Origin of the sequence: Faecalibacillus sp. TM498, from assembly GCF_020589955.1 — a bacterium.
In the GTDB taxonomy this organism is placed as follows: domain Bacteria; phylum Bacillota_I; class Bacilli_A; order Erysipelotrichales; family Coprobacillaceae; genus Faecalibacillus; species Faecalibacillus intestinalis.
On sequence record NZ_JAJDKB010000057.1, the window covers coordinates 1 to 13603 of the forward strand.

The 13603-nt window shown below is 29.4% G+C and carries 14 protein-coding genes; 3 read left to right on the forward strand and 11 right to left on the reverse strand.

Going from position 1 to position 13603, the window contains the following annotated elements; translation table 11 throughout:
- Positions 1-87: 87 nt before the first annotated feature.
- The 7 genes from LJD32_RS12865 to LJD32_RS12895 all read right to left on the reverse strand — a co-directional run bounded on the left by LJD32_RS12865 (position 88) and on the right by LJD32_RS12895 (position 5743).
- The gene (locus tag LJD32_RS12865) at positions 88-414 is read right to left on the reverse strand and encodes a hypothetical protein (protein ID WP_227392576.1); all 327 of its coding nucleotides are present in this window, start codon (positions 412-414) and stop codon (positions 88-90) included.
- A gap of 13 nt (positions 415-427) precedes the next feature.
- Positions 428-835, reverse strand: coding sequence for a helix-turn-helix transcriptional regulator (locus tag LJD32_RS12870; RefSeq protein ID WP_227392577.1), 408 nt, complete (start codon positions 833-835; stop codon positions 428-430).
- Positions 836-967: 132 nt separating this feature from the next.
- On the reverse strand, positions 968-1273 hold the full coding sequence (locus LJD32_RS12875; RefSeq protein ID WP_227392578.1) for an AzlD domain-containing protein: 306 nt from the start codon (positions 1271-1273) through the stop codon (positions 968-970).
- Positions 1266-1940: an AzlC family ABC transporter permease gene (locus LJD32_RS12880; RefSeq protein WP_227403827.1), complete on the reverse strand. Its 675-nt coding sequence runs from the start codon at positions 1938-1940 to the stop codon at positions 1266-1268. The genes LJD32_RS12875 and LJD32_RS12880 overlap by 8 nt, the downstream gene beginning before the upstream one ends.
- Before the next feature lie 77 nt (positions 1941-2017).
- Positions 2018-2665: a YczE/YyaS/YitT family protein gene (locus tag LJD32_RS12885; protein ID WP_227392580.1), complete on the reverse strand. Its 648-nt coding sequence runs from the start codon at positions 2663-2665 to the stop codon at positions 2018-2020.
- Between the two features lie 166 nt (positions 2666-2831).
- Positions 2832-5033, reverse strand: a complete 2202-nt coding sequence (locus LJD32_RS12890; protein ID WP_227392581.1) for a sensor histidine kinase — start codon at positions 5031-5033, stop codon at positions 2832-2834.
- Between the two features lie 8 nt (positions 5034-5041).
- The gene (locus LJD32_RS12895) at positions 5042-5743 is read right to left on the reverse strand and encodes a response regulator transcription factor (protein WP_147580344.1); all 702 of its coding nucleotides are present in this window, start codon (positions 5741-5743) and stop codon (positions 5042-5044) included.
- A gap of 328 nt (positions 5744-6071) precedes the next feature.
- On the opposite strand from LJD32_RS12895, the gene LJD32_RS12900 reads away from it, so the two are divergent.
- Positions 6072-6911 carry a MerR family transcriptional regulator gene (locus LJD32_RS12900; protein ID WP_032090729.1) on the forward strand — a complete coding sequence of 280 codons (840 nt, stop codon included), beginning with the start codon at positions 6072-6074 and terminating at the stop codon, positions 6909-6911.
- A 60-nt stretch (positions 6912-6971) separates the two neighbouring features.
- Positions 6972-7997, forward strand: coding sequence for a dihydrodipicolinate reductase (locus LJD32_RS12905; protein WP_032090730.1), 1026 nt, complete (start codon positions 6972-6974; stop codon positions 7995-7997).
- 14 nt (positions 7998-8011) lie between these two features.
- On the opposite strand, the gene LJD32_RS12910 is transcribed toward LJD32_RS12905, so the two are convergent.
- The 4 genes from LJD32_RS12910 to pdxS all read right to left on the reverse strand — a co-directional run bounded on the left by LJD32_RS12910 (position 8012) and on the right by pdxS (position 12004).
- Positions 8012-9667 (reverse strand): glycoside hydrolase family 13 protein, encoded by a 1656-nt coding sequence (locus tag LJD32_RS12910; protein WP_264472167.1) that lies wholly within the window; start codon positions 9665-9667, stop codon positions 8012-8014.
- Positions 9668-9737: 70 nt separating this feature from the next.
- The gene (locus LJD32_RS12915) at positions 9738-10517 is read right to left on the reverse strand and encodes a helix-turn-helix transcriptional regulator (protein WP_227403828.1); all 780 of its coding nucleotides are present in this window, start codon (positions 10515-10517) and stop codon (positions 9738-9740) included.
- A 36-nt stretch (positions 10518-10553) separates the two neighbouring features.
- Positions 10554-11129 carry a pyridoxal 5'-phosphate synthase glutaminase subunit PdxT gene (pdxT, locus tag LJD32_RS12920; protein WP_175302042.1) on the reverse strand — a complete coding sequence of 192 codons (576 nt, stop codon included), beginning with the start codon at positions 11127-11129 and terminating at the stop codon, positions 10554-10556.
- On the reverse strand, positions 11129-12004 hold the full coding sequence (pdxS, locus tag LJD32_RS12925) for a pyridoxal 5'-phosphate synthase lyase subunit PdxS (RefSeq protein WP_227392583.1): 876 nt from the start codon (positions 12002-12004) through the stop codon (positions 11129-11131). The genes pdxT and pdxS overlap by 1 nt, the downstream gene beginning before the upstream one ends.
- Before the next feature lie 113 nt (positions 12005-12117).
- On the opposite strand from pdxS, the gene LJD32_RS12930 reads away from it, so the two are divergent.
- On the forward strand, positions 12118-13506 hold the full coding sequence (locus LJD32_RS12930; RefSeq protein ID WP_227392584.1) for a PLP-dependent aminotransferase family protein: 1389 nt from the start codon (positions 12118-12120) through the stop codon (positions 13504-13506).
- Positions 13507-13603 lie beyond the last annotated feature (97 nt).

Here is a 13603-nt window from a genome sequence, read left to right on the forward strand (position 1 = left end):
AACTAGGTTCTTTATTAATACCTTTCCTAATTTCTAAATACATTATAGCTCTTGATTTTAGCACTGTCAAGAGATGAGTGCCAAAAATTATAAACTTATACTTAAAATCAACCCAAGGATTCCTACAACCATAAAACATAAAGAGATTCCTGCTGCTTTTTTTCTTTGAATCATTTTTGTTTTTTGATTAGAATCAATAGAATTTATAGGATAGTTTCTTCTTCCTATCAAATAAAGTAATAAACCACTTGAATTATTTCCATTACTTGCGAGTAATCCCCATAGTTTAGGATGTTTTAAACCACGAATTGTGGCATCAATCACCGTTAATTGATAAATTTGATAAACTGTTTCAATTCCCCCAACAAATGCAATAGCCGCACATATAATCGCTAAAATACTTTTTACTTCCATGATCCGTTCCTCCTTAAATACGTTTAATCATTTGATAAAGCAACAATGATGAACTCACAATAGCAAGACAAAAGATCATCACTAAATAATAACTTTTACTTGGTAAAAACATTCCTAGTGTAACCAATAAGATTACCACAATAATATTTAAGATAATCGCTCTTAATAGTTTTTGATTACTTTTAACAACGTTTGTGCTTTCTTGTAAATGTTCCATCATTGCATCGTCCCCTTTCAATAAATCATCAAGACTTATGGAATAAAGGGTGCTTAACTCAATGACACTTATAATATCAGGATAAGATTTTTCATTTTCCCAATTGGATATTGTTTGACGAGAAACATTTAGTTTTTCAGCAATGACTTCTTGAGTCAAATCCCTATTTAAACGTGCCTCCTTTAGTTTTTTACCTATTTCCATATTTTCTTTCTCCTTTCATTTTCATTTTTTCATAATCTATTGATAGAGTCTATCAAACATCTTTTACATAGGACTTTTTTCTTGTCAAAATTATTTGACATAGAAAAAAGACGCTTTAAAAGGCGTCAAATACTATAAAATAAGTTCAATCATTACTACAACAAAGCATCCAATACAAGCGACTTGAATGAGACTTAATTCTTTATAAGACGCATAAATAATAATGATCGTCGCAACGATTCCAGAAATCAAATGACCTGTTGAATAAAAAATATCTGGGAAGGTCATCGCTGCAAGGACCGTATAAGGAATATAATCCAAAAAGGATTGAATGGTTGGGTTCGTAATTTTTTTATTAATAAAGACAAGTGGTATCGCACGAATAGCATAAGTAATAATCGACATGATCGCTAAATAAATATAAAACTGTTTATCCATGTGCTTCCCCCTTATTAAATAACACAGCGCCTATAAAAGCACTTGCAAGAGCTGAAATCGTCATCGCAAAACCACTTGATAATTGATTGATGATGGGTAAGTAGTAAAAACCTGAACGGATAATAATTGCAAGAGCTACTACTTTAATTATATTTTTATCTTTTTTCATTCCTGGAATAATAATTGCGATAAACATTGCGTATAAAGCAATTGATAAAGCATTACTAATGACCGTAGGTACAATAGAGCCAAGCATTGCCCCTAAGGTTGTTCCAAGCATCCATCCTGCCGTAGAAATTGAAGCAAGCCCAAAGAAGTAAGTACGACTCACATTTTCTTCAAGCATCGATAAGGCAAAGATTTCATCGGTAATAAAAAAGCTTAAGAGCCATTTATAAATTCCTTTAAACTTTTCATCTACTTTTTGGGAAAGTGAAAGTGACATAAACGCATAACGAATATTCACGGTCAATTCCACGATTGCCATTTCTAAATAGGTCCCTTGTCCTGCAATAATTCCTAGTGAAGCAAATTGCCCTGCTGAAGTAAGATTCAATAGCGAGATCAAAATTGCTTGTATCACACTAAATCCCATTGATACAGCAATCGCACCAAAAGAAAAAGACACAGATAAATAGCCTAAAGCAATTGGTATTCCATTTTTCATTCCTCTTTTTATTTCTTTCATAACGTGTCCATTATACAAAAAAATCCTCGATAACTCTACAATTACCGAGGAATATTTTAGGCAAATTTTTCAACAATTGGTTTTGATACCAATTTATTCCATGTACTAATTAATGGACCTGTTCCAAACATTAAAATAATTGTCGCAATTCCTAATGGTCCACCTGTAATAAACCCAATTAAAACACAAACAACATCTGTCATAATACGACATACTGAATAAGATGGTGACATCACATCTGCCATATAAATAGATAAAGCATCATAACATCCTGTTCCAAGATCTGATGTGATATATAAAGAACATCCAAGTGTAACAAATAAAATACCAATCGCTAAAACCACGAATTTCATTGGTAATGAAAATGGTATAACATCTGGTGAAGAAACATTAAATAATTGACAATAAACATTATTAAAGAATTGTACAAAGAAACCGAGTAAGAACATATTAATAATGGCACCAATATTTAAATATTTTAAATTACTTCTACTTAATAAAATTAAAACTAAAAATAAGACCGCATTAATACTTCCTTGAAAAACACCTAAAGGTATATTTAATAAACCGCTAATCCCTGTTGTCATTGAGGTAAATGGATCAATTCCCATTTGTGATATACGACATGTTGAAACACCTATAGCGATAATAATATTTCCAATTAAAGAAATAATTGCTAGTTTGATTGAAAACTTAAATTCCATACTTTCATCCTTTCAAAAGTATTATACTTATTTTTTAATCTTTTAATTTTATTTTCAAATTATGAAAAACTATCTCAAAAATGAGATAGCTTCATAAATCATAAAAATCATTTCTGTATTGATTATAAGAAGAAGGAGAAAGAGTAAGATCCAGGGAATAACCTTTTTAATCATTTTCTATTTTCTTAGGAAAGATAATTGTTGTCTTAAAGAGATCACCATCTACATTCACTTCAAAAGTTCCACCTTGAACCTCCACAAAGCTTTTACAGATGGCAAGTCCTAAACCAGATCCTTCACTTTTACGTGAAGCATCTCCTTGTACAAATCTTTCTGTTAAATCACCTGGATTAGATATTTCATGGGCTGAAATATTTTTGAAAACGACAATGACTTGTTGATTCGTTTCAACGATTTGTAAATAAACTCGTGTATGTTCTAAAGCATATTTACAGATATTTTGACATAAATTTTCTAAAACACGATAAGTTTTTTCACTGTCTAAATGACAAATGATTTTTTTATTTTCATAATCATTTTTTAGATTTAAATGATGATGTTCAAATTGTTCTTGATATTCAAAGAGAACTTGTTGTAATAAGGCATGAATATCTAAATCTATAGGATTTAATTGAATATTACCACTATTGACTTTAGATACTTCAAATAGATCTTCAATAAGTGTTTTTAATCTTTTAGTATTACGATCTAAAATATCAATATATTCATCTTGTTGTTCTTTTGATAAATCTTCATTTTTTAATAAATCAATATAAGAAATAATAGATGTTAAAGGTGTTTTTAAATCATGAGAAACATTACTAATCAATTCTGTTTTCATCTTTTGTGATGCGACTTCTTTACTTACCGCATCTTTAAAACCATCATTGATACAATTAAGTTCATCTTTTAAGGAATTAAATAAACCAAGATCTTGATTGATTTTATCATTAAATTCACCTTGAGCTAAATGATTGGCTGATTGTAAAAGAACTTGATAATCATTGCTTACTTTTGAAAGTAGCTTTTTAGAAATCAACATAATAATGATGGCACAAATCAAAGAAATAAAACATGTAAAAATAAGATAAATACGTGGACTAATATAATAAAGATTTCCTATAATTCCCATAAAAAAATAAACAAATAATAGAATTCCTTCAATACAAATACCACTGATTAAACCTATTTTAAGAATGATATTTCCTTTTTGATTCTTTAAATCAAATTGTGTTAAGCTTTTAATTTCATCTTTAAAATAGTGATAAGCACTACAAACAAGCGTATGTTCTTTAATAAAGTCTTTACCAAAAACAAGAATAGATTTGATATAAAAGATAAAGTACATAATCATGGCATAGAAAACAAACCAACCACCTACATTGATAATCGGTTCAATCGCAACACCGGCACCAGCCATTCCTCTTTCTCTTAGCATCCAAGCAAAAGTTCCTTGCCAAGAGGCCCTTAATACTTCTGTCATGACAGCAAGCCACATTGCAATTAAAATAATATAAATAAAGAACATAAAGAATAATTTAACTTTAACAACTGTTTTAAAAGGTTCAATTTCAATCAGTTTTCTGACTGGCACAAATAACATAAAAATGACAAGAGCTGCAACAATGATAAAGACATAGGTTATTAAAACATCAGAAATGGATCCTTGTTTAGAACATAATTCTTCTAAATAACAATTTGTTGGTAATTTTTTAGGTATCGCAATTAATACTTTAATGTTTGTTGGATTATTGATGGTTATTTGATTAATAATATCACTATTACCTTCATCTAAATAATTATTTTTAAAAAGTTGATCAAAGGAAGTATTGTAGAAGGATCCTTCCCAATCACTTGTTTGATTTCCTTCAAGAGAAATATTTCCATTTTCATCATAATCAATGGTTGTATACCATTGATAGTCATTTAATACTTTTTTATCTTGAGTTTCAAATGCTTTTTTTAAATTCTTTTTAGAATTTGTGAAAAAGATTTTTTCATCTGTTTTATCATAAACATAATATTTGATTCCTTTTGTATCATGATTATTTTCATCTTCTAAATTATAAATATAATCTTTAAAAACATCTTTTAAAGAATAATCATCATAAACATTTAGTTGATCAATATCATCACCTTTAACATAATAATGAAGTAAATCATAATTTCCTTTTCTTCTTTGTATTTTCATATCTAATAAAATACTTTTACTTGTAAGTATTTCGGTAATTCTACTTCGATTATTATCAAAATCAAGTTTAGTCGAAGTCATTTTTTCTTTTACACCATAACTTAAATAAGTGACTAATGAAGCAATAATCAATACAGAAAATAAAAGTATTTTAAGTAATCTGTTTTTATTTTTCATGTTTCCTCCTATTGTTTATCAATTTTATATCCAACACCCCAAACAACTTTTAAATATTGTGGTTTTTTAGGATTAATTTCTATTTTTTCTCTTAGATTACGAACATGAACCATCACTGTTTCACTATTAATGGCTTCTTCATTCCAAACACGTTCATAAATATCATCGGCAGAAAAAACCTTTCCCGCATTTTTCATTAATAATTCTAAGATTTTAAATTCGATTGGTGTTACTTTTACCTTTTTGCCATCAACTGAAACAGTTTTAGTATCTACATTCAGTTCAAGACCACCACAAAGATAAATAGAATCACTTTCTTTGGGTGCTGTCGCATCTAAATAACGTCCATAACGTCTTAGATGGGAACGAACACGTGCCATCAATTCCATCGGTACAAATGGTTTGGTAACATAATCATCACCACCTAAATTAAGTCCCATGATTTTATCAATATCTTCTGATTTTGCTGAAAGAAAAATCACTGGAAAATCATATTTTTCCCTTAACTTTGCGACCATTGTTAAACCATCCATACGTGGCATCATAATATCAACAATGGCAAGATGAATTGTTTCTTTTTCCACAATTTCTAAACCTTCAAGGCCATCATTTCCAACATACACATCGTATCCTTGATTTTGTAAATAAATTTTAATTGCATTGGCAATTTCATTGTCATCTTCGACAACTAATACATGATATTTTTCCATTCCCTTTTTAACTCCTTATCTAAGCATTGAAAACAATGCAAAACTAATACATATATAACCTGCATATACACAGCTTATTAAAATGATTTTGTTTATTCTTTCCATCTTCCTCACCTCTTGCCTTAAAGTATAGAGATGATTTATAAATATTTTCTTTTTATATTTCTAAAGATTTTCTTAAGATTAAAACTATCTCTATTGTACATAATCTTTTGTAAAAAAGGAAATCTCTTATAAATATAAGATTATTTGTCTATTTTTACCTAAATTATTAAAATAACTCTTATGTAACATGAGAGTTTGATATAATGAATTTGAGGTGAATACTATGAATAATGATTATTTAAGTATTGGTGAAATGGCCAAAATGAATCATATCACGGTAACAACATTAAGGTTGTATGATGAACTTGATTTATTGAAGCCTGTTTATGTTAATCCTGAGACAAATTATCGCTATTATGATATTAAACAAAATGCACGTTTGGATTTGATTCAATATATGAAAGAACTGCAAATGAATCTTAAAGAAATTAAGGAACTTCTCGATAAAGAAGATATTAATTTAATTGAAGCAATTCTAATTAAAAAAAAGCAACAACTTTCTATACAAATCAATGATTTACAAAGAACTAAAGATGCTATTTCAAGAACGATTTATAGTTTGGAAAGATATCGTAAATCACCCCCAAGCGGGACAATTACTTTAGAATATATTGATCGAAGAAGGATCTATGTCATGCATACTAATATTAATTTCTATGAACATGATTTAAATGTTTATGAATATCTTTTAACCCAATTAAAAAATGATTTGATTGCACATCATTATCCCCAAATTTATTATTGTAATGCGGGAACTTTTCTTAATAAAGAACGATTTTTAAAACAAGAGTTTATTTCAGATCGTATTTTTGTTTTTGTGGATGATCATTTTCCTGAAAAAGAAATACAAGTGATTGAAAATGGAATGTATGCTTGTATTTATCTTGATGATTTTCATCAAGAAATCAATTATGCCAAACGTCTTCTTGATTATTGTAAGATGAATCATCTTACAATATGTGGGGATTATATTTGTGAAGTCTTAAGTGAACTCAGTATTTTTGATCATCATGAACGTTCCATGTTTTTAAGATTACAAGTTCCTGTTTCTTTTGAAAAATAGTTGACTCTCTTCCTGGATAAGAGTCTATGATATAAGTGAAAGAAATAGGAGGCATGAATTATGGAAAAGATTAAAGTTGTACAATATGGTTGTGGAAAGATGGCAAAATACATCATCCGTTATCTTTATGAAAATGGAGCTATGATTGTTGGTGCTATCGATACAAATCCCGCAATTGTAGGAATGGATATTGGTGATTTTGCAGAACTTGGTGTTAAAACAGGAGTATGCATTTCTGATCAAGCAGATAAAGTTTTAGATGAAACAGATCCTGATATTGCCGTTGTTACTTTATTTAGTTTAGTCAGTGATTGCTTCGATCATTATGTAAAATGTTTGTCAAGAGGAATTAGTGTTATTTCTACATGTGAAGAAGCAACATATAGTTGGACAACAGATCCAGTTCGTACAAATCAATTAGATGTTATTGCAAAAGAAAATGGATGTACTTTTGTTGGTAGTGGTATGGAAGATGTCTTCTGGGTAAATATGGTTGGTTTAGTAGCCGGTGGATGTCATTCTATTAAAAAGATTGAAGGTGCTGTAAGTTATAATGTTGAAGATTATGGATTAGCTCTTGCCAAAGCTCATGGTGTTGGTTTAACTCCTGAAGAATTTGAAGCAAGTATTGCCCATCCTGAAGTATTAGAACCTTCATATGTATGGAATTCAAATGAAGCCTTAGCAGCACGCATGGGATGGACAATTAAATCTCAAACACAAAAATGTGTTCCTTATTTCCATGAAACAGACTTATATTCATCAACTTTAGGTGAAACAATTCCAAAAGGAAACTGTATTGGAATGGCTGCTGTTGTAACAACAGAAACTTTCCAAGGCCCTGTTATTGAAACACAATGTATTGGTAAAGTCTATGGTGAAGATGATGGTGATATGTGTGATTGGAAAATTACAGGTGAACCAGATACAGAGTTTCATGTTGTAAAACCTGCAACGGTTGAACATACATGTGCAACAATTGTCAATCGTATTCCAACTGTTTTAGTTGCACCTGCTGGTGTAGTTACAGTTGATGAATTAGACCGTTTAGATTATTTAACTTATCCTATGGAATATCATATTTAATGTAAAAGCAGAGCCTAAGCTCTGCTTTTTTGATAGAAAACAATACTTTCATAAGGTTTAAGAGTTCCCTTTTGATGCTTTTCATAGTTTTTAATTAATATTTTTTCATCATTTAGAATAGAGGTATCATAACCAACTTCTTGATTACTAAAATTACAATAAACATAAAGTTCTTCATCTTTATAAAGTCGTTTGTATGCAAAGATATTTTCATCATCTTTCATTATTAACTCATATTTACCTAAAGTAATGATTTCATATTCTTTTCTTAATTGAATTAATTTTTGATAAGTATGAAAAATAGAATTTGTATCTTTCATTTCTGCTTCAGCATTGATTGTTTGATAATTTGGATTGACCATGATCCATGGTGTTTGATTACTAAATCCTGCATTTTTACCTTTGTTCCATTGCATTGGTGTTCTAGCGTTATCTCTACTTGATTTTCTCATATAGCGTAACATATCTTCATGACTTACCGATTTTTCTATTTCTACAAGTTGTTTGTAGCTATTGAATGTTTCAATATCTCGATAATCATCAAGTGAATTAAAAGGTACATTTGTCATCCCCAATTCTTCCCCTTGATAAATATAAGGTGTCCCTTGCATCATATGTAAACATATCGCCAACATTTTTGCTGATTTTTCATGACACAAAGGAGAAGAAGTATCACCAAATCTTGAAACACATCGTGGTTGATCATGATTATTCCAGAACAAAGAATTCCAAGCCTGTTGATACATTCCTACTTGCCATCTCGACATAATTTGTTTTAAATCTTTTAAAGAAAATCTTTGATCTGTCCATTTATTAACTTCTGCACCATCAACATTCATTAGTTCAAACTGAAAGACCATGCTTAATTCTTTATTATCTAAAGGAGCATATTTTTTAGCATCCTCGATTGTTACAGCAGGGGTTTCTCCTACTGTTAAAAGTTCTTTTCTAGAAAATACTTTTTGATTCATTTCTTGAATATATTCATGAATATGTGGTCCATTTGCACATACTTGATGACCTTTAATAGTACTGTCTACATAGTATTGACTTTCATCCTTACTAATAAGATTAATGACATCTAAACGAAAACCATCAACACCTTTATCTACCCAGTAATTCATAATATCAATACATTCTTGTCTTACCTTAGGATTTTGCCAATTTAAATCAGGTTGTTTTTTAGAAAATAAATGCAAATAATACTCATTTGTCTTTTCATCAAGTTCCCAAGCTGAGCCTTGAAAGCAGCTTGTCCAATTATTTGGAACATCTCCCTCATTTCCTTCTTTCCAAATATAAAAATCTCGATAAGGATTATTTTTAGATTTTTTACTTTCTTGAAACCAAAAATGTTCATCACTTGTATGATTAAAAACTAAATCAAGAATAATTTTGATATCTTTTTGATGCGCTTTATCTAATAATTCCTCAAAATCACTCATTGTTCCAAATTCACTTTGAATACTTCTATAATCAGAAATATCATAGCCATTATCATCATTTGGAGATTTAAAAATAGGGGTTAACCATAATACATCAACACCTAATATTTTTAAATAATCAAGTCTTGAAATAATACCTTGTAGATCTCCCACACCATCATTATTACTATCTTGAAAGCTTTTTACATAAATTTGATAAACAACACTCTTTTTCCACCATTCCATATTGATTCCTCCTGCTTTTATTATTCTCTTTTTATAAAGGAAATTCATTGCCTTTTTTAACAATTTATAGTCAATTATTAACTTTTCGATATTTTGTTGGTGTTGTATGATATTCTTTTTTAAAAACATTTTCAAATGATTTTACATTTTTAAATCCATGATTTAAAGCAATATCAATGATTTTCATGTTAGTATGTATTAAATCATAATAAGCATGTTTTAATCTTATTTTTTGTAGATATTGATAAAAAGTTGTTCCTGTTTGTTTTTTAAAATAGCGGGTCAGTGAATTAGGATGAAAGTGAAATTGTTCAGCTATAATTTCAAGTGTTAAATCTTGGTTATATCTTTTTTCTATCTCTTCTATTATTTTATAAATTTCTTTTGTGTTTTCTTCTTGTTTTTTATCTAATAAACAATCCTGTATGAGTTTTTGATAAAGTTGATACATTAAAATATGTTGTTCTATTGGTAAAAGATGGTGAATATATTTCATTTCTAACCAAGGTTTAAACCATTCTTTGTTTGATGGAGCTTTTAATTTAAAGAAATAAGATTGAATTTGAAATTCTTTAAAGACATCAACTGACAACAAATATGTATATAAATGTGTAAATTTAGGAAAATTGAATTGATGTACACTATGTGAGTTAATAATAAACATTTCCCCTTGATAAAATATTTCTTTCTTTCCATCAATACATGCTTCTACTTTTCCTGAAACGACATATACAACTTCAATATCTTGATGATAGTGGGAACTTACTGGTCGACTTTTATTAAATTGATGATTATAAAAAACAATAGGATATTTAATATTTGTTTTAACAATTTCTAGATGATGATCCATTTTATTCACCTCTTTTTTATTATATAAGAAAAAAGCCTACATCGTAGACTTTTTGATCATATTTATAAAATACTGATGAATTGAATCATCTTCATCAAGTTCGGGATGAAATGCAAGTGCTAGTTGATTTTTATATTGAACAGCAATAATATTGTCATTCACTTTAGAAAGAATATCAACACCCTCTTGTACACTTTCGATATAAGGTGCTCGAATAAAAGTCATAGGTACTTTTCCTATTCCTTTCATTTCTTCAATGGTGTGAAAACTTCCTAGTTGTCTACCATAGGCATTTCTTTTAACCGTCATAGGTATTGTAGAAAAGTAAGTTTGATCCTGATTAACAATTCTATCAGCTAATAAAATGAGTCCTGCGCATGTAGCAAGTGTTGGTAAACCATCTTGAATACGTTTTTGTAAATCATCAAACATATCTAATTCTTTTAAAAGCTTTCCTTGAACCGTACTTTCGCCTCCAGGTAATACGAGCCCATCAAAATCTTGATCAAGATCACTTTTTTGTCTTAATTCGATACAAGTCGCTCCTAATTGTTCTAACTTTTTTTCATGTTCAATAAAAGCTCCTTGTAAAGCAAGAACCGCAATTTTCATTATTTACCTCTTTCAGCCATTAAAATTTCAATTTCTTGTTCATTAATACCAACCATTGCTTCCCCTAAATCTTCAGATAATTTTGCAATCAATTTAGCATCCGTATAATTTGTGACAGCTTTAACGATTGCTGCTGCACGTTTTTCAGGATTTCCTGATTTAAAGATTCCTGAACCAACAAAGACTCCTTCTGCTCCTAATTGCATCATTAATGCGGCATCTGCGGGTGTTGCAACTCCACCAGCAGCAAAGTTAACAACTGGTAATTTTTTATGATTGTGAACATATTCTACAAGTTCATATGGTACTTGTAATTGTTTTGCAACTTCGAAAAGTTCATCTTTTCGAAGAGCCGAAATTTGGGCAATTTGTTTATTCATCATTCTCATATGACGAACGGCTTGAACGATATCTCCTGTTCCTGGTTCTCCTTTGGTACGAATCATGCTTGCCCCTTCATTGATACGACGAAGTGCTTCTCCTAAATCTTTAGCTCCACAAACAAATGGTACTTCAAATTCTCTTTTGTTGACATGATAAACATCATCAGCTGGTGATAAAACTTCACTTTCATCAATATAATCAATTTCAATTGCTTGTAAAAGCTGTGCTTCTACAAAGTGTCCAATACGACATTTTGCCATAACTGGAATACTTACTGCTGCTTGAATTTCTTGAATCATTTTTGGATCAGACATTCTTGCAACTCCCCCTGCTGCACGAATATCTGCAGGAATTCTTTCAAGTGCCATAACAGCACATGCTCCAGCTTCTTCTGCGATTTTTGCTTGTTCAGGTGTTGTTACATCCATAATAACACCACCTTTTAACATTTGTGCTAATTGTTTATTTAATGCATATCTTTCATTTAACATTTTTTGATCTCCCTGTTTACTTTTATTATGGCTTTTATTATACTTAAATGTGAACATATTAAAATATTCAATTTAAATATATTCAATAAGGTCAGTTTAAGGAGGAATCAATTATGTTAACATATAATCTTACAAATATAGGGTCAGATTCTCTTTATGAATATCTTTATAAATGTATAAAAAAGGATATTATTTTAGGAAATATAAAACCAGGAGAAAGACTACCATCTAAAAGGCCTTTTTCAAAAAATCTTGGGGTAAGTATCATTACTGTTGAAAATGCCTATAGTTTACTTATGTCAGAAGGATTTATTTATTCATTACCAAAAAAAGGTTTTTATGTCACTGATCTAAAAAATATTCCTTCTAAAAAACAAATGAATAAAGAGAAAGTGATTTTAACAAGTGGTCATAATCACTACTTAGCTGATTTTTCTAGTAATCAAACTGAAAGTGATATCTTTCCCTTTACTACCTGGATCAAGACCATGAAAGAAGTACTAAGAGATAATCAAGAAGAGTTAATGATCAACTCACCTTGTGGAGGAATTCTTGAACTAAGAAAAAACATTGCGAATTTCTTAAAAGATTTTAGAGATATGAATGTTAAACCTGAACAAATCATTATTGGTGCAGGTACAGAATATCTATATAGTTTGATTATTCAACTTTTAGGAAACGATGTTAAATATGGCTTAGAAAATCCTGGTTATCCAAAAACTGCGCAAATTTATAAAAGTATGAATGTTGATTTTGAATATGTGGATATGGATGAATATGGAATTGATCCAAATGAATTAGAAGAAAAGAAAATTGATGTAATACACATCTCCCCATCTCATCATTTTCCTACAGGTATTGTTGTACCAATTTCAAGAAGATATGAACTTTTAGGTTGGGCAAATAAAGTTGAAAAACATTATATTATTGAAGATGATTATGATAGTGAATTAAGATTAGGAGGAAAACCAATTCCTACCCTACAAAGTATCGATGTTTCCGATAAAGTCATCTACATGAATACCTTTACTAAAACTCTATCATCAACCATCCGTATGTCCTATATGGTATTACCAGAATCATTAGCTGATGAATATTATAAACGTCTTTCATTTTATTCATGTACCGTTTCAAATTTTGAACAATATACACTTTCTAGATTTATTGAAAACGGGCATTTTGAAAGACATATTAATCGTTTAAGAAATTATTATTTAAAAAAACAAAATACAATCTTAAATGCTTTCCAAACAAGCAGTCTAAATAATAAGATTGAAATTTATAATGAAACTACCGGTGTTCATTTTTTAATGAAAATAAAAAGTGAAAAAGCAGAAAAAGACATTATTAACAACGCCTACAGTAAAGGAATAAAGTTAAGTCCACTTTCTCAATATTACAAAAATAATGATGAAAATAAAAATATTTATGTTATGAACTATTCCTCATTAGATAGTGAAAAAATAGAACTAATTGTAGAAAAATTAAAACAATGTATTTAAAAAGCCTAATAGATTGTGTTAGGCTTTTTTAGTTAACAAACAAAAAAAAGAAGGAACTGGCAACGAGCTATTTTCGCACAATGTACTATCTTCGCCG

Coding starts and splice junctions, on each gene's coding strand:
- LJD32_RS12870 (WP_227392577.1), bottom strand. CDS start 835: ATGGAAATAGGTAAAAAACTAAAGGAGGCACGTTTAAATAGGGATTTG.
- LJD32_RS12885 (WP_227392580.1), bottom strand. CDS start 2,665: ATGGAATTTAAGTTTTCAATCAAACTAGCAATTATTTCTTTAATTGGA.
- LJD32_RS12900 (WP_032090729.1), top strand. CDS start 6,072: ATGAATAATGATTATTTAAGTATTGGTGAAATGGCCAAAATGAATCAT.
- LJD32_RS12930 (WP_227392584.1), top strand. CDS start 12,118: ATGTTAACATATAATCTTACAAATATAGGGTCAGATTCTCTTTATGAA.
- pdxT (WP_175302042.1), bottom strand. CDS start 11,129: ATGAAAATTGCGGTTCTTGCTTTACAAGGAGCTTTTATTGAACATGAA.
- LJD32_RS12875 (WP_227392578.1), bottom strand. CDS start 1,273: ATGGATAAACAGTTTTATATTTATTTAGCGATCATGTCGATTATTACT.
- LJD32_RS12890 (WP_227392581.1), bottom strand. CDS start 5,033: ATGAAAAATAAAAACAGATTACTTAAAATACTTTTATTTTCTGTATTG.
- LJD32_RS12915 (WP_227403828.1), bottom strand. CDS start 10,517: ATGGATCATCATCTAGAAATTGTTAAAACAAATATTAAATATCCTATT.
- LJD32_RS12865 (WP_227392576.1), bottom strand. CDS start 414: ATGGAAGTAAAAAGTATTTTAGCGATTATATGTGCGGCTATTGCATTT.
- pdxS (WP_227392583.1), bottom strand. CDS start 12,004: ATGTTAAATGAAAGATATGCATTAAATAAACAATTAGCACAAATGTTA.
- LJD32_RS12895 (WP_147580344.1), bottom strand. CDS start 5,743: ATGGAAAAATATCATGTATTAGTTGTCGAAGATGACAATGAAATTGCC.
- LJD32_RS12905 (WP_032090730.1), top strand. CDS start 6,972: ATGGAAAAGATTAAAGTTGTACAATATGGTTGTGGAAAGATGGCAAAA.
- LJD32_RS12880 (WP_227403827.1), bottom strand. CDS start 1,940: ATGAAAAATGGAATACCAATTGCTTTAGGCTATTTATCTGTGTCTTTT.
- LJD32_RS12910 (WP_264472167.1), bottom strand. CDS start 9,667: ATGGAATGGTGGAAAAAGAGTGTTGTTTATCAAATTTATGTAAAAAGC.